The sequence below is a fragment of the Pontibacter aquaedesilientis genome, assembly GCF_014773225.1.
GTDB lineage: Bacteria > Bacteroidota > Bacteroidia > Cytophagales > Hymenobacteraceae > Pontibacter > Pontibacter aquaedesilientis.
Genome location: NZ_JACXAJ010000002.1, coordinates 636,841 through 660,028, shown reverse-complemented (window position 1 = coordinate 660,028; position 23,188 = coordinate 636,841). Strand labels below are relative to the sequence as shown.

Here is a 23,188-nt window from a genome sequence, read left to right as displayed (position 1 = left end):
CTTTAGATATGAACAGCGAGAATCAACCTGCCAAGCTGACCACTGCCTCAGGTAAACCTTATTATGAGCACGAAAACAGCCTGACAGCCGGTCCACGTGGCCCGGTGCTGCTGGAAGACTTCATTTTGCATGAGAAACTGGCGCATTTCAACCGCGAGCGTACCCCGGAGCGTGTGGTGCACGCCAAAGGGTCAGGGGCCTACGGCACTTTTACTGTTACCCACGATATTACCAAATACACCAAGGCTAGGCTGTTCAACGAGATTGGCAAAGAGACCCGCGTGTTCCTGCGCTTCTCCACGGTAGGTGGCGAAAAAGGCAGTGCTGACTCCGAGCGCGATCCGCGAGGCTTCGCCGTAAAGTTCTATACCGAAGACGGCAACTGGGACCTCGTGGGCAACAACACGCCGGTGTTCTTTATCAAAGACCCCAAAAAATTTCCGGATTTCATCCATACTCAGAAGCGTGATCCGCGCACCAATACCAAGAGTGCTACCATGATGTGGGATTTCTGGTCGCTTAACCCTGAAAGTCTGCACCAGGTGGTGATACTGATGAGCGATCGCGGCACGCCAGCCTCTTACCGTCACATGCACGGTTTTGGCAGCCATACCTTCTCTTTCATCAACCAGGACAACGAGCGCTTCTTTGTGAAATTCCACTTTAAGACGCTGCAGGGCATCCAGAATTTTACTGACTCCGAAGCCACCGTGATGAGAGGCATGGACCCGGACCAGGCGCAGCGTGACCTCATAGCGGCCATCGAACGGGGTGATTTTCCGCGTTGGGCCCTAAAAGTGCAGATTATGCCGGAGGCTGAAGCCGCTACTTACAAATGGAATCCGTTTGACCTTACCAAGGTATGGTCGCAGAAAGATTACCCTTTGATCGATGTGGGTGTGCTCGAACTGAATGAGATACCGGACAATTACTTTGCGCATGTAGAGCAGGCCGCTTTCGCACCGGCTCACCTCGTGAACGGCATCGGCTTTTCGCCGGACCGTATGTTGCAAGGCCGTATCCTGTCCTACCCGGATGCGCACCGCTACCGCATTGGCGCTAACTACGAACAAATTCCTGTGAACCGCTGTCCGTTTACCGTGAACAATTACCAGCGGGATGGCGCCATGCGTGTGGATGCCAACGGAGGCAGCGCCCCGAATTACTTCCCAAATAGCTTTGACAACATTAAGGCAGATGCCAGCTATAAGGAGCCAGCCCAGAACCTGGGTAGCAATGTGATGGCTGACTGGTTCGACCGCAATGCCGAGGGCGAGAACGATCACTATACCCAGCCGGGCGATCTCTTTAGATTGATGACGCCAGAGGGAAAGAAAAACACCATCAGCAACATCGTGGGTGCCATGCAAGGTATAGACGGACCGAAGCGGGCAGAGATCATAAACCGTCAGTTATGCCACTTCTTCCGGGCCGACATCGGTCTGGGGCTAGGTATAGCACAGGGTTTGCGTGTGGATGTAAGTTCCTTTGCGGGCGGTACCCTGCACGCCAACTAGCACATACGCTACATTATTTCTGAAAAGCCGGCCTTGCGCCGGCTTTTTCTGTTTTATAACCGGAACCTTAACCCGCTTAGGATTGTATTAAAATCAAACACATGAATACATGTTCATGTATTAGGAATACCTATTATTTACAACTGCATGACGGACCTGAAAGTACGGGTAGACAAGAAAAAGCTGGAGCGGACGGCCTATGTATTGAAATGCGTGGCACACCCGGTGCGCATCAGCATCATCGACCTGCTCGAGCAGGAGGCCCAACTTACGGTGAGCCAGTTGCAGGAGGTGCTGCAGATTGAACAGTCCCTGCTCTCCCACCACCTCACCAACATGCGGGACAAAGGGATTGTAGAGACCCGGCGACAGGGCAAGAACGTATTTTATTTTCTGACGGACACTACCATTTCCGATATCATCGCGTGCATCAAAGGCTGCAAGCCTGTGCGGCAGTAATACCTGATACAATCAAATTCTTTTCTTATACTTACATTCAATTTCGGGCTTAGGCCAAAGCACCAAAGCCAGGTGAATATCGTTTAAATCAAGACCAGACAAACTATAACTTTATGAAACTCTTCCTGATGACCCTATTGGCAGCCGGCCTGATGAACTGCACCACCCCGCAGCAGGGCGACGGTAAGCTCAAAACAATTTCTGCCACCGAATACAAAGAGCACCATGAAAAAATCGACAACCAAAAAGTTATGCTGGTTGATGTGCGCACTTCTGCTGAGTTTGAAGCAGGACACCTCCAAAAAACCCAGCACGCCGACTTCCTGAGCGGCCAGTTCGAAAAGGAGATGCAGACCTGGGACAAGGATAAAACCTATTACCTGTACTGCGCCAGCGGCAACCGCAGCGGCAAGGCCGCCAAACTGATGGAGGAAGCTGGCTTTAAGCATGTGTATAACATCGGCGGCTACTCGGACCTGAAGTCAGCCGGGCTTCCGATAGAGGAGTAACCGTCTGTAAATGGCGAAGCAGCATAATCATTAGACAGCTTTTATGCGTATCTTTACGTGATCTGTCTTTTGTTATGCTGCCAAAACCACTTTTCCCCCAAACAAACTATTCCACGGATTTCTATAAAATAGAAATTGATCCGGCGACAGGCCTGCTACTCACGGAGTGGCAGCGGCCCGTCAACAAAGAGGAGCTTATCGCGGGTGGCACTAATCTCTACGAGGCTCTTCGTGAGACGGGCATCACGCGCGTGGTGGCCAATGCCGAACGCATGTCCATTCTCGACGCATCTGCGAAGGAATGGCTGTCCACCACTTTTTACGAGCTGCTTTCGCAAACCTCCCTCCAAAAACTCGCCCGGGTTCTGCCAAGCAGCCTTTTTGCCAAACTGGCTCTGGAGGCGGTCGCCACCCGGGCGGAGGCGCAGAGCATCAATAAATTTCAGTTCAAGAACTTCTCGAGTCAGCGAGAGGCTTTGCTTTGGGTTCAGGAATAAGCCAGTCCCGTTGTGCCCTTACGTGTTTTTCACCTGTCATTCTTAGCGTTTTCAGATTGATTACCGGCTCAGAATCACTACGCCAGACATATTCTTTTCCCCAACTGACGAACTTCAGCACAAATTGTCAAGACCTGCTTAATATAGTAAAGTTGCTATACCTTATCCGGAAAAAATTATATAACAAATTTGCAGTATAGGGGTACCTTCCTGTAACTTGTGGTGCAAAGGAGAAAGGAAAAGGGATATGCGCGTACTACACACTTCAGACTGGCACCTCGGCCAGCGGCTTGTCAACCTCGAACGGACAGAAGAACACCAGCATTTCCTGGACTGGCTCCTGCAAACCATTGAACAAGAAGAAATTGATGTGCTCCTGATGGCAGGCGATGTGTTCGATACGGGCTCCCCTTCCAACACAGCACTCAAGCAGTACTATACCTTTCTGACCAAGGTATGCGCCACTTGCTGCCGGCACATTATCATCACGGGCGGCAACCATGACTCGGTGTCCACACTCAACGCGCCGAAAGAACTCCTCGATTGCTTTAACATAAAAGTGATAGGCGGCGCCAGTGCCGATCCGCTTGACGAGCTGATCGAATTGCGGGATCAAGATGGTAAGCTGGAGTTAGTTGTTTGCGCCGTGCCTTTCCTGCGTGACCGCGATGTGCGCCTTTCTGTTGCCGGCGAAAGCTATGAGGAACGTGAACAGCGCATCAAGCAAGGTATAGCGGCCCATTACGCCGCCTTTGTGCCGCATGTGCAACCCTACAAAACACAGGCTATACCTGTCGTTGCGATGGGCCATTTGTTTGCCGCTGGTGGCTCCGCCTCCGAGAGCGAAAAGGAAATCCATGTGGGCAACCTCGGCCAGATTGGGGCGGATCAGTTCCCGAAGGAGTTTGACTATGTGGCGCTCGGCCACCTGCACCGTCCGCAACAGGTTAACAAGGCGCACCACATCCGCTACTCCGGCTCCCCTATCCCACTCAGTTTCAGCGAAGTGACCGACAAGAAGGTGGTGTATGTATTAGACTTTGATGGCGGCAAACTCACTGACCTGAAAGAGATTGCTATACCTGTCTGCCGCAAGCTGGTGCGTTTCAAAGGCGAACTGGAGGAGGTTAAACTGAAAATGGCGGCCTACGATAACAGCAGCTATACCTTGCCGGCCTGGGCTGAACTACAACTAGATTTGGAGACGCCTATACCTGACCTCAATCAACAAGTAGACGAAATCCTTCACCTCAAAAAAGACGAGTTGCAGTTGCTCATTCATCGTCCGCCGATTATACGAACCGCCCGTCAATCTTTAGAGCAGCAGGTGCGCGAAGAAGTGGACTTGCATACCCTGAGCGAGAAAGACGTATTCCTGAAGCGTTGCGACAGCGCCTTCCCGGAGAGCGACCACACTGAGTTAGTAGCTACTTTTTCGGAACTACTGGAGTTGATGCGGCAGGAAGTGGAGTCCTGAGTTTACGCATAACAATAGGTACCGCGAGCGTCTAAAACGGCAGCTACTATACCTGCTCTACATTTCCCATACGATCACAGGCTTGATGGCACCATAAGGTCAATCCAATTAAGAAGTATTATCACTTGAGCTAGCCAAAAACACTACAGTTACCCATGAAAATCCTCGCCGTCCGCTTCCTGAACCTAAACTCGCTGAAGGGTGAGCATGAGATCCGTTTTGACCAGAGCCCGTTGGCCGATGCGGGGCTGTTTGCCATCACCGGTCCGACCGGGGCGGGCAAGACCACCGTTCTGGATGCGATCACGGTAGGCCTTTACGGACTGGCGCACCGACACAGCAACGACAAGCCTTTGGAACTGATGACCCGTCATACCGCCGAGTGCTATTCGGAAGTGGAGTTTGAGGCCAATGGCAAGGTATACCGATCCAAGTGGCACCTGCGCCGCAGCCGGGGCAAAGTGGAGGGCAAGATCCAGGCAGTGCACATGGAGCTGTACGACTTCGACAAAGACGAACTCTTTGACCTCAAGCCAAGCCAGGTGCCAGACAAGGTGGCCGAAATCTGCGGATTGGACTACAGCCAGTTTTTGCGCTCGGTCATGCTCTCGCAGGGCGATTTTGCACGCTTCCTGAAGGCAAACCCCAACGAGCGCAGCAGCCTGCTGGAGAAAATAACTGATACGGGGATTTACTCCGACATCTCCCGCTTCGCCTATGAGAAAGCCCGCACGGAGCGTCAGAAAAGAGAGGAACTGGAGCGCTCCCTGCAGGACAGCAAACTTCTGCCTGAGGAGCAGCGCCAGGGCTATGAGCAAGGTATAGCCGAGTTCACAGCGCAGGAAAAAACGCTCACAGAGGAGGTAAACCAAGTTCAGGAAAAGCGACAGTGGCTGCAGCAAATCCAGCAACTGCAGCAGCGGGCCGCTCTGTATAAAGAAAACCTGCAGGCACAGGAGGAAAAACTGACGGCCATGAAGCCGCAGTTCATGCGACTGGAGCAACATGAGCAGGCTAACCATTTTGTGGGCGAACTCACCCAGATCAGGGTTGCGAGCGGCCACCTGACCGAGGTGCAACAACAACTGGCTACCCTCGAAAAACAATTGCCCGTGCTGGAGGCGGAACTGGAGCAGGCTGGCCAAATAGCCCAAGAAACCACCAAATCGCAGCAGCAGCAGGAAGAGGCACTGCAACAACTGGAGCCCCTGCTAACGCAGGTACAGCAACTCGATCATCAGCTGCAAACTGTGCGTGAGCTTTTCAGGACCGCCAAGGACGAGTATACCCAACTGGATATGGCTGCAAAAAATGAGCAGTCCATCCTCAACCAAAAAGAAGTTGAGCTAAATACACTCACTCAAAAGGCTTCGGCACACAAAAAGTGGCTGCAGGAGCATGCACGGTTAAAAGACCTACGGGAGCACTTGCATGTTTTCCGGCAGGCCGTGAAAGATCTCGGTGACACAGAGCGGAATATCAGCAGTTTGCAGCGTGAGCAAGAAGCCATCAACAGGCAACTGCAAGCAGAGGCCCGGCAATTGTCTGCCATCGTGGCGGCCCAACAAGAGCAGCAAGCACAACAAACCGCACTTGAGGGTCAGAAACAGGAAAAACTAAGCCAGCTTCAGTCCGTACTTGCCGACAAAAGCCTGGAGGACCTGGAGAAACTAAACCGGGAGCAACCTGTGTTGCAGAGCCGCTATGAGCGCCTGCTTGAATTCTCAAAAGCCTATACCTTGCAACAGCAGAAAGCAGCGCAACTAAACGGGCAGTCTGAGCAACTGAAGCAGCAAATCACATTGCTTAGCACCAAAATCGGCAGCTCCCAGGAGCAACATGCTTTGGCCCATGAACGCCTCACTGATCTTCAGCGGCTGGTGACACTGCAGCAGCGCATTCAGGAGTTGGAGCACTACCGTACCACGCTGCAGCCGGAGCAGCCTTGTCCGTTATGTGGTTCGGAGCATCACCCCTATGCAGCAGGCCATTATACCAGCACGCTGTCGGAGGAGGAGCAGCGCCGTGATGCCCAGTTGGCTCTGGTGAAGGAGTTGGAAACAGGTATAAACTCCCTGCAATTGCAGTTAAACACCTTTCAGACCCAGCAGGAAAACACCCTCAGTGCCAAAGTAGAATCCGACTCGGAACTGGCGCGGCTGTACCAAAGCTATACCTTACTGGCACAAGAAATTGCCATCGCTATTACCGAAACTGACAAATTAACCCAGCTGCTGCAGGCCCAGCGCGAAACGCAAAACAGCCTTGATCAAAAACTGGAAACGGCCCGCAAAACCAGCCGCCAAGCAGAACTTATAACCCAGGAGTTACAGAAACTGCGTGAAGCCCAGTTGCAGGCGCAGGCACAGCTGAGCAAGCTGCAACAATCCGACGAGATGCTGCAACAGCAGCTGCAGCGCTATACTTTGCAGCTGCAGGACCTGCAGGAGCAGCAGCAGGCTTTCCTGGAAACGGCCCAGTCTTTTGCGGCCAGCTATACCCTAAACTTTGTCCCGGAAAAACGTCAGGAACTGTTGCAGCAATTAGAGGGGCAAGCCAATGCTTACCAACAGCAGCACGAAGCCTACGAAGCCTTGCGCGACCCATTCCTGCAATTGCAGGAACAGGTAAAGAACCTGAAGGAGAAACTGGCAGAGCGAGAGCAGCACCTCAAAGACAGGAAAGAAGCCCTGGCTCAGCTACACCTGCAACTCACCGCCCTCAAAGAGAAACGCACCCAGCTGTTCGGCGATAAAGACCCGCAGCAGGAGCGCCAGGCTGCCCAACACAATTTGCGCAGGCAGGCGCAGCAGGCAGAGGCGGCACGGGCTACACTGCAGAAAAAACAGCAGGAACTACAGGAACAGCGCCAGCGCCAGCAAGAGTGCAACGCCAGCCATACCCACAAAAAATCAGAATTGGATAATTTGCGAGACGGATTGCTGCGTGTGCTCCGCCAGCAAGGTATAGAAACCATAGAGGCCCTCAGCCAGATGTTGCTGCACCGCGACGAAGCCGATCGGCTGGCCAACCAAAAAGCCCATACCGAGAAACAGCTTACCGAACTCCGCAAATCGCTGAGCGACGTGCTGCAGGACCTGGCTCAGGCCGAGGCCCGCCAACTGACTTCCGAAAGCATGGAGGCCTTGCAGCAGCAGCTCACAGCCAAAACCGAAGCCATGCGCGGACTGATCTCCTCGCGCGCCAGGATGGAACAGCTGCTGGAGCAGGACCGACAGCAACGGGACAAGAACCTGGCATTGGCTGAAAAACTGCGTGTACAGCAGCAGGAGTGCAACCGCTGGGACCAACTGGCTACCCTGATCGGATCTGCCGATGGCAACAAGTTCAGCCGCTTTGCCCAGGGGCTTACCCTGGCCCGACTGGTGGAACTGGCCAACCGTCACCTGCTCAAACTCAACGACCGTTACCGCATCCTTAAGTCAACAGAGGAAGACCTGGAGCTGCTCATCGTGGATACTTACCAGGCCGAAACCATTCGACCGATGAACACATTATCCGGTGGTGAGAGCTTCCTGGTGAGCCTGGCCCTGGCATTGGGCTTGTCTGACCTGGCGGGTCGCCGTACCCAGATCAACTCGCTGTTCATCGACGAGGGCTTCGGTACCCTCGACGCCGACACACTCGACGCCGCCGTATCTACGCTCGAAAACCTGCATGCCGCCGGCAAGATGATCGGCATCATTTCCCATGTGGAGGCACTCAAAGAGCGCATCAGCACCCAGATTGTGATCACGAAGCAGGCCGGAGGAGTAAGCACGGTCAAGGTAACGGCTTAACGCAGCCGATTGGCTTGACCTGGCAGGTTGTTTTTGGAATTTAAGACCAAATAGGTAGAATGGCATGGTTCTTATACAATTGTGTTTTATCTACATTCGTCTGAATATGAGCGTGCAGATTAGTATTTTTCAACATAAAAACATTATATTGCTCTTTCATACTCAATTACTTGCAGGTTTCCACTAACATTCAGCGGTCTCTATGTCTTTAATTCTTTTGATCAGGTGCTTTCTATTGCTTGCTGTACTAAAACCCCAGCACGAAATCGTGATCAAGGACCTTCGGGCTGAACTCGGGCAGACCAAGGAGATTTCACGCCAGATCGAACTTTACTGTGAGCTCAGCCATGCCCACAAAAGCGTCAACCCCAGGATCACTATTTCTTATGGCAACAAAGCCATTGCACTAGCCCTTAAGGCCAAAAACGACACGTTACTGGCCCATGCCTACAACGTTACCGGATCGGGCCACTACTTGCTTGGCGATATAGAAAAGGCGGTGGACTTTTATTACCGGGCCCTCCGGATACGTGAAAAACTCGGCGACCTTTCTGACCTGAGCACCAGTTACAACAACATCGCCAACGTATACCTGGACCAGGGCAACCCCAAAGAAGCGCTGCCTATTTACAAGAAAGCCCTTTCGCTGGCCACCTCTGCACAAGACACCGCCAGGATGAGTGGGACCCTGATCAACATCGGCAATGTTTACCAACAGCAAGGCAAACACGACCTGGCCCTGATATATTACCGGGAGGCACTTCCAATTAAGGAAAAGCTCAAGGACAGACAAGGTATACTGATCTCACTGACCAATATCGGCAGTGCCTACAATAGTAAAAACGATTACCGGACTGCTCTCTCCTACCTGGACAGGGCGCAGGTGCTGGCAGAAGAGTTGGGCGCCCCGCACGACATGGTTTATGTGCTGAGATACAAGGCCGCGTCCTACCTGCTAGCCAAGCAGTACGAGAAGGCGCTCGACAATGCGCTCTCAAGCATGGAGTTGTCGAAGATATATGAGGGCAAGTATGAAATAAAGGAAGATGCCGCCATACTGGACCAGATATACGAAGCCATGGGCAACTATGAAATGGCCCACTTTTACCTGAACCTAAGCAAAAAATACAGTGACAGCCTCCATAACGAGCGGTCTGCCAACACGCTGGCGCAGGAGCGCGTTAAGTACGAAACAGCCCAGAAAGACCAGGAAAACCTCTTGCTCCGGGCCGAGCAGGAGCTTAACCTGGAGAAGCTCGAGCAAAGAAGCATTACCCAGTATTTCACCATCGCCCTGCTGGTGCTGGTTTGCGTGGTCGCCTATGTGTTCTTCAGGGGCCGTCAGCACCAAAGCCGCATCAACAGCATCCTGACGCAGAAAAACGAATTGATCACCCACAAAAATGAAGCCCTAAACCAGCACCAGAAAGTGTTGACCGAGCAGGCCGAGCAGCTCAATATCCAGAAAGAAAAACTGTCGCAGCTGAATACCATCAAAGACAAGCTTTTCTCCGTCATCGCACACGACCTCCGGGGACCACTGGTGGCACTCAAAGGCTTGCTGCACGTGATGGCCATGGGCAAAGTGCCCGCCGACAAACAAGAGAGCCTGTTCAACAGCCTGGTAAAAGGCCAGCAAAACGTGCTTTGGATGCTCGACAACCTGTTTGACTGGGCCAAGGCACAAATGGAAGGGTTTGAAGCGGACCCGAAACCACTGCGTATGCGGGAGCTTGTCGACGAGAACCTGCGCCTCCTGATGCCTTTAGCCAGCAGCAAAGGCATTATACTGGAAAATAAGATCACCTCTGACATATCCGGTTTTGCCGACAAGGAGATGGTTCGCCTGGTGTTGCGCAACCTGATATCGAATGGCATCAAGTTCTGCAGAGAAGGCGACGAGGTAACCCTATCGGCCTATTTCTGCCAAAACATGCTGGTTGTCTCTGTAAAGGACACCGGGGTTGGCATGACACCGGAAATACAGCAAAAACTGTTTGGGCGCGGCAGCTACTCCAGCCGCGGTACGGCCAATGAGAAAGGCAGCGGCTTGGGCCTGTCTCTGTGTAAGGATTTCGTGGAGCAGAACCATGGTACTATCTGGGTGGAAAGCACTCCCGGCAAGGGCAGCAATTTTATGTTCACGCTACCCTGCGTTCCAGAGGAGCCAGACGAAGAGGAAAGGACAGCAAACCAGGAACCCGTCGAACAACCGCAGGACACTTCGCTGCAACTGGTCTAGCAACGCTTTGTTTCAGGTGCGCTGCAAACAATCACGGCACAACGGTATTTTCAGCTTTTGACGATTTGTTGGCTATCCGTAAGGTATAGCTTATTTGATTGCAGCAAGGCCCTTCCTCCCGGCAAGGGCCTTGTTGTTTTTGGGCCGAGAGCGCGTTACCAAAGGTATAGCACGGCAACTGGACGTGGTTCATCAGGTACGGGATACAAGGTTAGGCATAATTAAAAGCAAAATAATTTTCATAACAAGGGGTGCATACTTATAGATATCCTATAAATTAGGCTGATCATTTAACTTAAAACCTTTTTAATGAAAACAAGCTTTACCAAGACTGTTTGCCTGCTAGGTTTGGCAGGCCTGATGAGCGGCTGTGCTTCCAGCTACAAACCGATTGTTCCTCAAAACATCAACTACACCGCCAAGACAGAGAGCAACGACGTCCTACTTGAGTATAAGTACGACGTGCTGCTGGAGCGTGGCAATAAGAAGTACGCCAAGCGGGAGAAAAAGAAGTTTGTACAGGTAGCAGCAGTGAAGATCACGAACAACTCCTACGAGACCATTACATTGGGCGAGGACTCTAAATTCCTGGCTGGCAACAACAGCTTTACACCACTTGACCCAACCGTATCGCATAGCCAACTAAAACAAGGTGTTCCGATATACCTGCTATACCTGCTCTTCAGCAACGGCAAACTGATAACGGAAGAAACGTATGTGAACGGCATGAAAACCGGAGAAAAGTCTTTCCCGATCGGCCTGATTGTAGGTCCGGGCCTAACGCTATACAACATGCTCAAGGCGGGTAATGCCAACAAACAGTTCCTGGCCGAGATGCAGCAGTACCATATTTCGAACAAGCAGGTGCGCCCGGGCGAAACGGTTTATGGCTTGGTTGCCGTACCCAACAGCAGCTATAACCCGCTATACCTGAAAACAGGCCCTGACGCCCAGGTTCAGCGCTAGTGCCTGCTGTTACTGTAGACTAAACCACCTCTGCTGCGCTCATACCCACGAGCCAGCACAGGTGGTTTTTCTTTTGGAAACTATCCGGTCAAAACAATTCACAGTATTAGGGGTAAAAGGAGAATAGCAGCACCTTTGCGCCATGAACAGAACCCTTCTCTTATACCTGCTTTCCTTCCTGACACTCACGGTGCCTGCCTGCAAGCAGGACAATAAGCAGGCACGCGAAGAGTTTCGCCAGCGCCAAGGCGTGCTGCAACAGCAGCCGGAGCAGCCAGCACCAACCGAAACAGCCACCCTGCCCGAAGCGCCTCCCGACAATACCCGCACGACTCCTGAAGCAGCTGACGCTCCCGCTATACCTGGCGACAAGGTAGTAGGCGTGAAAGACGGCGATACCTTTGAGGTGTTGCGCAACGGGCAGACCATCACCGTACGACTTTTGGGGATAGACACACCCGAGAAAAAACAGGCATACGGCCAGCGTGCCAAGCAATTCGCCTCTGACCTGGCTTTCGGCAAACAGGTTCGCCTGATTGAGCACAACAAAGACCGCTATGGGCGCACGGTAGGCACCATCATTTTACCGGACGGGCGCAGCCTGAACGAGGAACTGGTGCGCGAAGGCTATGCCTGGCACTACAAAGCCTACTCCAAAGACAAAAAGCTGGAGAACCTCGAAGCCGACGCCCGCCGTTTCAAACGCGGTCTCTGGCAAGATCCCAATCCGGTTGCCCCCTGGGATTTCCGGAAGCAAAAACCGAAGCCTGTGGATAACAGCAAGGCCGCTATACCTACCGGAGCCACCACCCGCCGGGTATACCTCTGCGACAGTTCAGGCTCTGCCGTATACCATTTCACGCAAACCTGCTCGGTGCTAAAGCGCTGCAAAGCGCAGGTGCTCACCGTGACAGAGGCCGAAGCTATACGAAAGCACAACCGCCGGGCCGACAAAACTTGCAGTCCCAACTAAAAGCCATTATTTTTGGCTGCTACTTAAAACCTCCACCCCATGGTAAAACACCTTTATGCCGGACTGTTTGTCCTGTTGCTGTCTTTGGCAGGCTGCCAGACACCTGACCAAGATACCACCGCGACCGAACAAACCATTGCAAGCGAAACCACCGCTGAAGCCCGACCGACAAGACCCAAGCCAGAGTTCTTCTTTATTCCTCCGGACCTTGAAAAAAAACGCGTCTATATCTGTATCGACGACTCAGACGACACCTTTCACCAGCAGCATGACTGCCCCGTACTGGTAGCTTGCAAAGGCACTTTCCGAAACCTGACATTGCCAAGAGCCATTGAAGGATTCGACCGCTACAACTGCGAAACCTGCAGTGCTGACCTGGCTTATATTTTCGATGAGAATGCCGTCCGGATGGAGACGGGCTTTGGCGAAAAGCGATAAAACAAAAGCGGCGGCCCTTGTTAGGACCGCCGCTTTTGTTTTGTTAGCTATACCTTATTTTTTGCCTTTCAGCACCAGCAGGGGCACTTCGGCCTGGTAGGTCATTTTCTCGGCCAGGCTTTGAGAGAACAGTTCCCGCAAGAAGCCCTTTTCACGCCGCAGAATCGCGACCATATCGGCTCCTGATTCCTCATAGTATTGTTTCAGTCCCTCGGAACGGTGCTTGCTCACCACCTCCTGGAAATGCAAAGGAGCTCCAGGGAATGTTGCCTTTATTTCCTGCAGAAAGTGATCAGCTTTCGTTCTGTCCACGCTGCTCCCCTCTTTGGAAACGTGCACCACCTCCACACTGGCACCAAACATACTGGCAAAGTCCAGCACGTCGCGCAAGGTCACAATGTCTTCCTGGGCATAATCTGAGGCGTAGATGATTTTGTTGATGCGGGGATGGTCGGCTGTGGAGGGCACGGAAAGCACCGGGCACTTCACCTGCTCCATCACCGCCTCGGCGTTGCTTCCGATCAGCAGTTCTTCCAGCGCATTGCCGCCGCCGGTTGTGCCCATCACAATCAGGTCGTAGCCGCTGGTTTTGGTCAGGTGCTCGGTAATATCGGTCAGCAATGCCTCCTTTAAGATGTAATCGCAAGCAAAACCGCCCTCCCTGTTCGCTCCATGCAGTTGCTCCATCCGCTGGCAAAGCTCCTTCAGCCGGATGTCAGCATCCTTCATCTGCTCCCCGAGCAGTTCGCTGGCCACAAGTGCCGTTTCGGATGTATCTACGATCGGCAGATGTACCACGTGCAGCAGCGTCAGCTGGCCACCAGCCTGTCTGGCAATCAGGGCCGCATACTCCAAGGCCTTCTCGGCCGTTTTGGAAAAATCTGTTGGGCAAAGGATTTTTTTCATGTTGTCGATTGGGTTGGGGTTGCGCTCAGGGCGTTCTATATCATAGATTTACTATGTATACGGGATAAAGCAGGCATATGGACTAGAATCGCATCAAAAATGATTTTAATCCTGTTTACAGGGTCTGCCTTCCTCCTTTCACACGTGAGTACGCCCTACCCTCTACTTGGACCTCCGATTCAGCTCTTTTACTTCCTCCCAGCTCCAGTAGCGTTTAGGTGCTATACCTTCGTAAGCTACCTTAAAGTAATTCACTACAATCTGCTTGAGGTCCTCGACAGGTATGGAAGACGACAAAATCTCGCGAGCCGTTGGGTTGTCATAGGTCTCCATGCGAGACAGCTGACCACCATCCAGGCGCAGCAGCGGCCCGGTTTCGGTGATGCCGTCCCAGGTCCAGGTATAGCCTGACTGCTCTAACTCGTTGAGTTGCGCGGCGAGTGGTTGCAGGGTGATGCGGGGCAAGGTAGATCGGGAGTCAATGTCGACCCAGGTGGTATACTTATACTCCAGCTCATACCGGTTATCGTCGTAGCAGCTCAGCACGATATCGAAGCCTTTGGTGCGGCTGAACAGCGCATAGTAATGCATGGGCCGATGTGTCTGGATGATGACCAGACCAATGTCGGGGTGACGCTCCAGCCTGGTGTCGGGTTTGTACATATCGCGGTAGCCCAGCAGCACGTCCGCCACTTCTTCTTCCCATACCCCTTTCTCCCAGTCAGGATCTTGCAGCACGCGCCCGAACTCTCGCAGAAAGTAGTTGAATTTGCTCACGCACTGTTTGGCCTCCTTTTCTTCCATATCATCGGCTGCGAAGGGGGCATAGAACATGTCTCGCTCCCGTGCATTGATCCAGCAAACCAGCTTCAGGGCCTCGCCTGCCAGCGGATGGTTCAGGTCCAGCTCACGGAAGTCGCCGATGAGGGCCATCTGGCGCAACAGCTCCTCGTTCTCAAGTGCTTTCTCCGGGTTCAACAGTGCCCAGACCCCCACAAAACCGTCGATATCGAAGTGGTTGGCGGTGACATAGGGCAGGTCCAGGCCGGGAAGGTGGAGGCGCAAGGCGTTGAGCACAATGGCTGCGCTGGTGTCGTCGCGCACCTCAGCCGGGCTTGGCGCTCCCCGCCAGTGCGAGAGCACGAGGCCATTCGGATGCATGCTGTCCACGATGATGGCCTTATGCTGCCTAACTTCAGAAAAAGGTATAAACTGTCGCTTTATCATGCCTTAAAGATAGGGAAATCTGCCTTCATACCTTACCTTCGGGCCACTGGCTTGATGTGGACTGGCGCATCACATCCAAAAATGCAGACAAACGTTTTATCAGCAAATCACGCAGACCATGAACCTCAAAAAAATATACAGCACCTCCCTCTCCCTGCTCACCGACCTCTACCAGATCACGATGGCCTACGGCTACTGGAAACAAGGCATGGCTGAGCAGGAGGCCGTTTTCCACCTTTATTTTCGCAAAAACCCGTTTCAGGGTGGCTACACCGTAGCAGCCGGGCTGGAGTATGCCGTGGACTACCTGCAGCAGCTGCAGTTTACGGAAGAAGACCTGGCCTACCTGGCTGGGTTAAAAGACGGCCGTAACGCGCCCTTGTTTGAACAAGGCTTCCTGGATTACCTGCGCGAGCTCCGCTTTACCTGCGACGTGGATGCCATACCCGAAGGCACGGTCGTTTTCCCGAACGAACCACTGATTCGGGTACGGGGGCCCTTGCTGCAGGCGCAGCTTGTGGAAACGCCCCTGCTCACCATTGTCAATTTTCAGACCCTTATCGCCACCAAAGCGTCCCGGATTGCAGAGTCGGCGAAAGGTGACCAGGTGATCGAGTTTGGCATGCGGCGGGCGCAGGGGATAGACGGTGCCCTGGCAGCCACGCGGGCGGCGTATGTGGGCGGGGTAGATGCCACCTCCAATGTGTTGGCTGGCCAGTTATTCGATATACCTGTGCGCGGCACGCACGCGCACAGCTGGGTACAGGCTTTTGAAAGCGAGAAAGCCGCCTTCCAGGCCTACGGCGACGCTTTTCCCCACGACTCTGTTTTTCTGGTGGATACTTACAACACGCTGGACGGCGTGCGCCATGCCATAGAAGTTGCCCGTTCACTACAGCCTTCCGGGTTCAAACTGAATGGTATACGCCTCGACTCCGGTGACCTGACCTACCTGAGCATAGAGGCCCGGAAACTGCTGGACGAGGCTGGCTTAATGGAGACCAACATTGTAGCCAGCAACGACCTGAACGAGCACATCATCAGCAGCCTGAAACAGGAAGGTGCCCGGATCAATGTGTGGGGCATCGGCACGCAACTGGTCACTGCTTACGACCAACCGGCTTTGGGAGGCGTGTACAAACTGGCCGCCCTGCAACACACAGACGGGCATTGGCGCTACAACATCAAGCTATCCGAACAACTCGAGAAAACCTCCAACCCAGGTATACAGCAGGTGCGCCGCTTTTATGATGCGCAGGGTTATATCGCCGATATGATCTTTAATGAGTTGGAGCCACTGCCGGAACAGACCCTGGTCATGCACCCGCTCGACAGCACGCACCGCAAAGCTATACCTGCCGGCACTGCTTATACCGACCTGCTGGTGCCGGTACTGCGAAAAGGAGCCTTGGTTTACGAGCTGCCAGACCTGCAAGCCATCCGAAAACATCGCACGACAGAACTCAGCAAGCTGCACGAGAGCATCCGGCGACTGCTCAACCCGCACCGCTACCCGGCCGGGCTCGAGGCAAGTTTCCACCAACTTAAGACAAATCTGGTGCTGGAAATCAGGGAGAAGGGCGAAGCCGCTGTGCAGGGCAGGTAGATCAGGTATACTTCACGGCTATACCTGACAAAAAAGCTACTGGCGCAAATTTCCAAGCATGTGACTGCATATGATATTGAGTTTAGCCGAAAGCTTTCACGGAGACCCGACTCTATAACTGAACACGGAAAAAATCCCCGCGCCAATGTGCTTCTACCTGCGTCTTCCACGGCGGTTCGAGATCCGCTCGATGCGCTTGTTGCGGACCCATTTCAGATACTTTTGCAGGGCTTCGGCTTCTTGCAGGGCAGGTATGGAGTTGTAGCGGGTGGCCAGTTCGCGGTTGTCGAAGGTGAGATGCAGGGTGCTGTGGCAGGGCTGGCAGAGCTCGGCGGTGGCACCGTAGCGGCCTCCCTCCTCGCGGGGTACCAGGTGATGGCGCGTCAGGTAGAGCACCTCGCGCCCGCATAGCTCACAAATCAGTTCTTGCCCCTTTTTGGCCATAGCTCTTTTACTTGGTGTTTGCAGTGCTGGTTTCATCCAAACAATTCAGGTATAGCTTCGGTTTAAATACTTCGTCTGACAAAACCATAATCACCCGACAGGCCGCATTATAGCAAGGTTATTATTTGTAAATTGCCAGCTTGCGCCCCGCTTCGTTGTTTAAACCATGAATCGATTTCGAGACAATCATATAGTAACAGCAGCCTCTACGGAGCAAGCGGCCCTGGTGCCCAAAACGGTGATCCGGGAAGGACTGTTGATCTTTCTGCTAGCAGCCATCCAGTTCACGCACATGATGGACTTTGTGATCATGATGCCGCTGGGTCCGCAGCTGATGCGGGTGTTCAGCATTTCGCCGCGGGAGTTTGGGCTGCTGGTGTCGGCCTATACCTTCAGTGCGGCCGTTGCCGGTTTTGTCAGTGCCCTTTTCATCGACCGCTTCGACCGCAAGCATGCCTTGCTGGCGCTATACCTGGGTTTTACCATCGGCACATTGGGATGCGCCCTTGCCCCAACCTATACCCTGCTGCTGACCGCCCGTGTGGTGGCCGGTGGCTTTGGCGGTGTGCTGGGCGCGTTGGTGCTGGCCATTATCGGCGATGCTATACCGGAGCAGCGTCGGGGCACGGCAACCGGACGTGTGATGGCGGCTTTTTCGGTGGCCTCTATTGCGGGTATACCCATCGGACTATACCTGGCGAGCGAAATGAGCTGGCATGCTCCTTTTTACCTGTTAGTAGGATTGAGCCTGGTTATTCTGTTGGTGGCCATGCGCTTCCTGCCGCCTATGCGCGGGCACCTCACCAATGTGGTGCCTGGCAAACCCTTCCAGGTGCTCAGAGCCATTCTGGTGAAACCTAACCTACAGTGGTCCATGGCCCTGATGGTAACGCTCACGATGGCGGGATTTCTTGTGGTGCCTTTTGTCAGCCCCTATATGGTGGCCAACGTTGGGTTCTCAGAGCGCGACCTGAGCTACATCTACCTGTTCGGCGGACTGGCCACGGTGTTCACCTCCCAGTGGGCCGGAAGGCTGGCCGACAAACATGGCAAGCACCGGGTGTTCACTATTGCGGCGGTGCTGTCGCTTATACCTATTCTGCTCATTACCAACCTGCCGCCTGTCAGTCATGTGGTCGCGCTTTCGATCACGACGATGTTCTTTATCTTTTTCGGGGCGCGGTTTGTGCCCGCCATGTCGCTGATGACCTCGAGTGTGGAGCCGGAACTGCGGGGCAGCTTTATGAGCATCAACTCGTCGATGCAGCAGTTGGGGGCAGGTATAGCGGCATTCGTGAGCGGACTGATTGTGCAGGAAACGGCGAATGGCACCCTTACGCATTATAACTGGGTGGGCATCATGGCCTGCATCGTCACGCTGGTCGCCGTGTGGGTGGTGCGCCACATCAAGACAGTAGGGTAACCCGGAAACAGAAAAGCCGCAACGTGTGCGGCTCTTTTTATCTCGTTAGGAGAAGAAATGGTTGCTGATGACCGGGTAGTGTGTTTTCCCGCTTTTGAGTAACTGCAGCACTTCGCGCAATTCATCGGGTTCGGCGCTCTTGAGCAGATAGCCGTGCACCCCTTCGTCCAGCAACTTCTTTACGAGCTCCTCTTCTCCGTACATCGACACGACCAGTATCTTCACATACGGGTACTTACTGAGCACATAACGGGCCACTGCGATGCCGTCCATATCGGGCATCTCCAGGTCAAGCATAATGATTTCGGGCAGGTTGTTTTCTATTTTTTCCAGCAGCTCAGCACCGTTTCCTGCATCGCAAAGGACCGTGATTTCCTCGAAATTCTTGAGAATCTCGATAACCCCTTTACGGAAAAGGGTATGATCATCAGCAATAGCGAGTGTGAGCGGCTGCAGTTCCATAGAACAATTCTTCGAATATATCAGTCCAAATTTAAGGAAAATTACGACAATTTAATGAGTAGGGATAATAATATCCGCTTTTATTCCGGCACCGACCTTAGAGAAAAGGTAAAGTGATCCGTCCAGCAGGTCAACCCGGCTTTGCAGGTTCTTTAACCCCAGTCCGCCTGCCGAGCTGGCTTGGTGTGAGGCATCGTAATCGAAGCCTTTGCCATTGTCGGTATAGCTGAGTTTAAGCTGGCCATCTGCCCTGTGCAGGTCAACTGTGATAAGCGAAGCCTCGGCATACTTGAGCGAGTTGCTTAGCAACTCCTGCAAAATACGGAACAGCAGCAACTCCCGCCTGACATCCAACCGGTCCTTATCGAGGTTATGGGCAAACCGCACTTCCAGGCCGCTTTCCGGCGGAACAGAATGTGCCAGGCTATTGATGGCCTGCACCAGCCCCATCTTGTCGAGCACAACGGGCAGCAGGTCATGCGAGATGCGGCGCACGCTGTGGATGGCCTCGTCGAGCAACTGTTTGGATCGGTTGGCTGTTTCGATAGCCGCATTGTTGCCATTTGCTTTGAGCGCCACCTGCCCGATGTTGAGGCGCACCAGGGCCAGCATGCCGCCCACCTCGTCGTGCAGGTCGCGGGCCACGCGGCGACGCTCCGCTTCCTGGGCTTCGAGGGCAGCATCCAATAGCTGCCGCTGGCGTGCTTCCTGCAACTGCCGCAGGTGCTCCTGGTGCTGCAACATGCGCCGCTGGTAGGCAAACACAAACAGGATGATGCCCATGGCCAATACCAGCAGCACGGGCGTAATAATAAACAAAGGCTCTAAAGTTTCCCTCATGCTGCCATCTTCCTTAATATAAATGCCTGCCAGGAATTGAACAAAACATTAAGCACAAAAACGATGGACAGGCAAATACGAGCCGCATCATAGGAAACTTCCAGCGCATCGTTAAACAGTGCCCAGGACATGCTGGTGCCAGCAATATAGATAAGCAAGCTGGCACTCAGTAGAAATATAGGATCCTGATCCAGGTATAAGGTTTTAGGCTTATTGGCTACTTTATAAAAGTAAGCTAGTGTCATGGCAATCAGTAGGGTATTGGAGAAAATTTTAGATACTGAGTTCATTTGCTCAATACCATCCAGCATAAAAGCCTCGTTTAGTGTGACGATAACTACAAAAGCTATTGCTAGCACAATCAACCTTTTCGACAAACGGCTTTCAAACGTATAATAGAACACGAGTGCAATCGCCGAAAACTGAAGCGGGTTAAACACATGAATCGACCATAGATTGTTATTCGTTCCAAGAAGAACGGTGATTTCTCCGGTTGCTTCACTTACCAGCCAAATAGATACAAAAAGAAACAAATACCGGAACTGGGGGCTTTTCAGCTTCTTAAAGAAGATTAACCCTGTAACAAATGGCACCAGTACACTATATAGAGAGACTTCACTCAACCAAGGATAAACCTGTTTTAAAAAAAATTCCATTAACCGTCCAACTCACCTGCACTGCCACAGTCCGGAGGGCATACCTTTGAATGGTCTAGTATTGAACCTCCTGTTTGAGTATTGCCTTCGGCATCTACACCCACTAAAAGCAGTTGCTGTTGCCCCTGATCGTCGTGCGCATAGTAGATGCTGATGCCCACGCAGCCTTCCTGCTGCAGCAGTAGCTCGATGGTTTCTTTTCCAAAAATATGGCAATTGACGCTGCCTTTACCGGAACTTCTGTAGTTCGCAGTCCACTGTTTAGCGGTTGCCAGGTCTATTGGCCCGCCTTCCTTTCCTGTGATACTCATGTGTGTATGTTGTGTTTAGGTGTTCGAATACATTTCGAATTTAAATATAGTAAATATAATATCTAATTTTTAACATTAAATTTAACTTTTGATAATTGTAAATCAGTGATATCACGCAACTACATACCTCGATGGAACAGCATTATTTCGAAGAGAACCGACATGCCTGGAACCTGCGCACCACGGTGCACAAAGACTCAGAATTTTATGACGTGAAAGGCTTTAAGGCAGGAAAATCATCCCTGAACCAAATAGAGCTGGAAGAACTGGGAGCAGTGGCCGGCAAAAGCCTGCTGCACCTGCAATGCCATTTCGGACTGGACACGCTCTCCTGGGCACGGCTGGGGGCTGATGCCACAGGGATAGACCTTTCGGATGAGGCCATCAAGGAGGCACAGGCGCTGAACGAGGAGCTTGGCCTGAATGCCCGCTTTGTACGCTCCAACGTGTACGATCTGAAAGAAAACCTGCAGGGGAAGTTTGATATCGTGTTTACCTCCTACGGCGTGATTGGCTGGCTCCCCGACCTGAACCGCTGGGCCGAGGTGATCGCTCATTTCCTGAAGCCGGGTGGCACTTTCTACCTGGCCGAGTTTCACCCGGTGGTCTGGATGTTCGACAACGATTTCCGGGAGGTGAAATATGCTTACCACAACACCCACAAACCGATCGTAGACGAAAGCACCGGCACCTATACCGACCGCAACGCCCCGATCAGGTATAGGGAGTATTCCTGGAACCATGGTCTGAGCGAAGTCATAACTGCACTGCTCGACCAAGGATTGAAGCTGGAGCATCTGCATGAGTTTCCCTACTCCCCTTATAACTGCTTCGACCACACGGTGCAGGGCCCGGACGGTTACTGGCGCATCGAACACCTGCAGAACCTGATCCCAATGCTGTATACCCTCAAATGCACCAAGGTATAGGCAAACGGCCTCAGGTATACCTGAACCGGACAGCTGTCTATACCTGAGGCCGTTTAGTTTTTTTCAAAGGATTGCATCCACGGAATCAGGTCTGTGAGCATCGGGATGAGGCTACTGCTGTGTGTTCCCCCCTGGATGGGCACCAAGGCAAGGTCCGGGGCTCCGCCTGCCTGCATGCGGTTGTAGGTATGCTCGGAGTTGGCGTAAGGCACGATCACGTCGGCTGTGCCGTGGTATAGCCGGGTCGGGCTCTGCGGCACCCAGTTGTTGAAGCTGTTTGCCTGCAAGGCCTGCTTGAGCACCTGCTCGCCCTCTCCCCGCAAACCAGCCAGAAACTGTTCCGAGAGAAGTTCGTGCGGCATAGTGCTGAGCTCCCGGTTAATGGCGCCGCCGCTGTGCTGCCCATTAAAAAGACCAGCCAGTCGGGTAGCATATGGCTCTTTGTAAAAGTCAGTGAGCGGCCTGTTCCAGCCATAGGTTTTGTTGTAGCTCATCAGCACATAAGCCAGGTAAGCCGGATAGCTGTAGGGTTTTCCGGCTGTCACACCGGCCAGCATCTCGGTCAGGTCGTAGCCGCCGGCTCCCGCTCCCGAGGCAGTTACACGCAGTCCATGGGCCGGATTTGACTCAATCTCCTTTTGTGCAGCCAATGTTACGAAGCCGCCTTCAGAGTAGCCCGCCAGAAAAAGCTGTTCGCTCACCGCTATACCTTCCCGCGCATAGAGCGCCTTGGCCGCTTTGATCATGTCGACCACGGCCAGGCCCGAATACTGCTGGTGATAATAAGGATGCAACAAATGGCGGGAGGCCCCGAAACCCAGGTAGTCAGGTATAAGCGTGACGTAGCCGCCGGCTGCAAACACTTCAAACCCCGTTGGTCCGCCTACCATGGCTGAGGGAGCCTCGTCGTGCTGAAAGATGGTGCCGTGCTGCACGCTCAGCACCGGAGCCGCAGATTTTCTGTTGACGGGCAATGCCACCAGGCCGGAGGCTTCTGTTTCCCGGTTCTGGTAAGTGGTGCGGTAGCGCATCCTGTAAATAGCCACGTCATATTTTATCTGGTCTTTGAAGCTGCCTGCATAGGCGCCAGCCAGCTGTCGCAGCGAGGAAGCCGGCAGGGTGGTTACTTTCTCGGCCGATACCAACAGTTCCCGCTCCTCTACGGGTGCTGCCGCATCACTCTTGCTACAGGCCGTAAACGCTATACCTGTGGGCAGCAGCATGGCCGTCACCAGCACGGCCTGGGCCCATTGCCGCAGGCTATTTCTTTTCTTCTTCATATTTTGCTATGGCTGTGTACCCATCAATATTTCTGCAGCGCCTATAGTTCCACATCTTTGTAACTTAGCCTTCCGTCTGGTGCAGAAACTTTACCCGGATACGGGCTCCAATACAAATAGCGAAGGCTAATCCTTTCGTTTTACACACCGTAAAAACAGGACAAAAGACGATGGAGCACCGACTGACGCAATTTCAACCAGTTAGGCTCCCCAACAGATCAAAACA

21 protein-coding genes are annotated in these 23,188 nt (G+C 53.0%); 13 read left to right on the top strand and 8 right to left on the bottom strand.

Annotated features, from left to right (window positions below; translation table 11 throughout):
- The first annotated feature begins 8 nt into the window (after positions 1–8).
- The 10 genes from H9Q13_RS07830 to H9Q13_RS07785 all read left to right on the top strand — a co-directional run bounded on the left by H9Q13_RS07830 (position 9) and on the right by H9Q13_RS07785 (position 12,878).
- Positions 9–1,517, top strand: coding sequence for a catalase (locus tag H9Q13_RS07830; RefSeq protein WP_191183200.1), 1,509 nt, complete (start codon positions 9–11; stop codon positions 1,515–1,517).
- A 147-nt stretch (positions 1,518–1,664) separates the two neighbouring features.
- Complete coding sequence (locus tag H9Q13_RS07825; RefSeq protein WP_191183199.1) at positions 1,665–1,976, top strand: ArsR/SmtB family transcription factor; 312 nt, start codon at positions 1,665–1,667, stop codon at positions 1,974–1,976.
- Positions 1,977–2,089: 113 nt separating this feature from the next.
- Complete coding sequence (locus H9Q13_RS07820; protein ID WP_224744143.1) at positions 2,090–2,485, top strand: rhodanese-like domain-containing protein; 396 nt, start codon at positions 2,090–2,092, stop codon at positions 2,483–2,485.
- Positions 2,486–2,559: 74 nt separating this feature from the next.
- Positions 2,560–2,982, top strand: coding sequence for a hypothetical protein (locus H9Q13_RS07815; protein ID WP_191183198.1), 423 nt, complete (start codon positions 2,560–2,562; stop codon positions 2,980–2,982).
- Positions 2,983–3,229: 247 nt separating this feature from the next.
- Positions 3,230–4,459, top strand: a complete 1,230-nt coding sequence (locus H9Q13_RS07810) for an exonuclease SbcCD subunit D C-terminal domain-containing protein (protein ID WP_191183197.1) — start codon at positions 3,230–3,232, stop codon at positions 4,457–4,459.
- A 155-nt stretch (positions 4,460–4,614) separates the two neighbouring features.
- The gene (locus H9Q13_RS07805; RefSeq protein ID WP_191183196.1) at positions 4,615–8,259 is read left to right on the top strand and encodes an AAA family ATPase; all 3,645 of its coding nucleotides are present in this window, start codon (positions 4,615–4,617) and stop codon (positions 8,257–8,259) included.
- A gap of 268 nt (positions 8,260–8,527) precedes the next feature.
- Positions 8,528–10,501 (top strand): tetratricopeptide repeat-containing sensor histidine kinase, encoded by a 1,974-nt coding sequence (locus tag H9Q13_RS07800; RefSeq protein ID WP_191183195.1) that lies wholly within the window; start codon positions 8,528–8,530, stop codon positions 10,499–10,501.
- A 309-nt stretch (positions 10,502–10,810) separates the two neighbouring features.
- Positions 10,811–11,467 carry a hypothetical protein gene (locus H9Q13_RS07795; protein ID WP_191183194.1) on the top strand — a complete coding sequence of 219 codons (657 nt, stop codon included), beginning with the start codon at positions 10,811–10,813 and terminating at the stop codon, positions 11,465–11,467.
- 142 nt (positions 11,468–11,609) lie between these two features.
- On the top strand, positions 11,610–12,440 hold the full coding sequence (locus tag H9Q13_RS07790; RefSeq protein ID WP_191183193.1) for a thermonuclease family protein: 831 nt from the start codon (positions 11,610–11,612) through the stop codon (positions 12,438–12,440).
- 39 nt (positions 12,441–12,479) lie between these two features.
- Positions 12,480–12,878, top strand: a complete 399-nt coding sequence (locus tag H9Q13_RS07785; RefSeq protein ID WP_191183192.1) for a hypothetical protein — start codon at positions 12,480–12,482, stop codon at positions 12,876–12,878.
- Between the two features lie 54 nt (positions 12,879–12,932).
- On the opposite strand, the gene H9Q13_RS07780 is transcribed toward H9Q13_RS07785, so the two are convergent.
- Both H9Q13_RS07780 and H9Q13_RS07775 read right to left on the bottom strand, forming a co-directional pair.
- A complete protein-coding gene (locus H9Q13_RS07780) occupies positions 12,933–13,784 on the bottom strand; it encodes a universal stress protein (RefSeq protein WP_191183191.1) in 852 nt (283 codons plus the stop codon).
- A 162-nt stretch (positions 13,785–13,946) separates the two neighbouring features.
- Positions 13,947–15,011 carry a DUF6687 family protein gene (locus tag H9Q13_RS07775; protein WP_191183190.1) on the bottom strand — a complete coding sequence of 355 codons (1,065 nt, stop codon included), beginning with the start codon at positions 15,009–15,011 and terminating at the stop codon, positions 13,947–13,949.
- A gap of 118 nt (positions 15,012–15,129) precedes the next feature.
- On the opposite strand from H9Q13_RS07775, the gene H9Q13_RS07770 reads away from it, so the two are divergent.
- A complete protein-coding gene (locus tag H9Q13_RS07770) occupies positions 15,130–16,617 on the top strand; it encodes a nicotinate phosphoribosyltransferase (protein WP_191183189.1) in 1,488 nt (495 codons plus the stop codon).
- A gap of 153 nt (positions 16,618–16,770) precedes the next feature.
- Here H9Q13_RS07770 and H9Q13_RS07765 read toward each other — a convergent pair whose 3' ends face one another.
- Positions 16,771–17,097, bottom strand: a complete 327-nt coding sequence (locus H9Q13_RS07765) for an HNH endonuclease (protein ID WP_224744141.1) — start codon at positions 17,095–17,097, stop codon at positions 16,771–16,773.
- A 130-nt stretch (positions 17,098–17,227) separates the two neighbouring features.
- On the opposite strand from H9Q13_RS07765, the gene H9Q13_RS07760 reads away from it, so the two are divergent.
- Positions 17,228–18,484, top strand: a complete 1,257-nt coding sequence (locus tag H9Q13_RS07760) for an MFS transporter (protein ID WP_191183188.1) — start codon at positions 17,228–17,230, stop codon at positions 18,482–18,484.
- Positions 18,485–18,529: 45 nt separating this feature from the next.
- Here the strand turns inward: H9Q13_RS07760 and H9Q13_RS07755 are convergent, their stop codons facing one another.
- From H9Q13_RS07755 to H9Q13_RS07740, 4 genes are read right to left on the bottom strand one after another with little or no spacing between them, the layout of a single operon-like run.
- The gene (locus H9Q13_RS07755; RefSeq protein WP_191183187.1) at positions 18,530–18,946 is read right to left on the bottom strand and encodes a response regulator; all 417 of its coding nucleotides are present in this window, start codon (positions 18,944–18,946) and stop codon (positions 18,530–18,532) included.
- 51 nt (positions 18,947–18,997) lie between these two features.
- Positions 18,998–19,786 (bottom strand): sensor histidine kinase, encoded by a 789-nt coding sequence (locus H9Q13_RS07750; RefSeq protein ID WP_191183186.1) that lies wholly within the window; start codon positions 19,784–19,786, stop codon positions 18,998–19,000.
- Positions 19,783–20,442: a hypothetical protein gene (locus H9Q13_RS07745; RefSeq protein WP_191183185.1), complete on the bottom strand. Its 660-nt coding sequence runs from the start codon at positions 20,440–20,442 to the stop codon at positions 19,783–19,785. The genes H9Q13_RS07750 and H9Q13_RS07745 overlap by 4 nt, the downstream gene beginning before the upstream one ends.
- Positions 20,442–20,753, bottom strand: coding sequence for a hypothetical protein (locus tag H9Q13_RS07740; RefSeq protein WP_191183184.1), 312 nt, complete (start codon positions 20,751–20,753; stop codon positions 20,442–20,444). The genes H9Q13_RS07745 and H9Q13_RS07740 overlap by 1 nt, the downstream gene beginning before the upstream one ends.
- A gap of 131 nt (positions 20,754–20,884) precedes the next feature.
- Here H9Q13_RS07740 and H9Q13_RS07735 point away from each other — a divergent pair, with 131 nt between their 5' ends.
- A complete protein-coding gene (locus tag H9Q13_RS07735) occupies positions 20,885–21,682 on the top strand; it encodes a class I SAM-dependent methyltransferase (RefSeq protein WP_191183183.1) in 798 nt (265 codons plus the stop codon).
- A gap of 53 nt (positions 21,683–21,735) precedes the next feature.
- On the opposite strand, the gene H9Q13_RS07730 is transcribed toward H9Q13_RS07735, so the two are convergent.
- Positions 21,736–22,962: an alpha/beta fold hydrolase gene (locus H9Q13_RS07730; protein WP_191183182.1), complete on the bottom strand. Its 1,227-nt coding sequence runs from the start codon at positions 22,960–22,962 to the stop codon at positions 21,736–21,738.
- Positions 22,963–23,188: the final 226 nt, after the last annotated feature.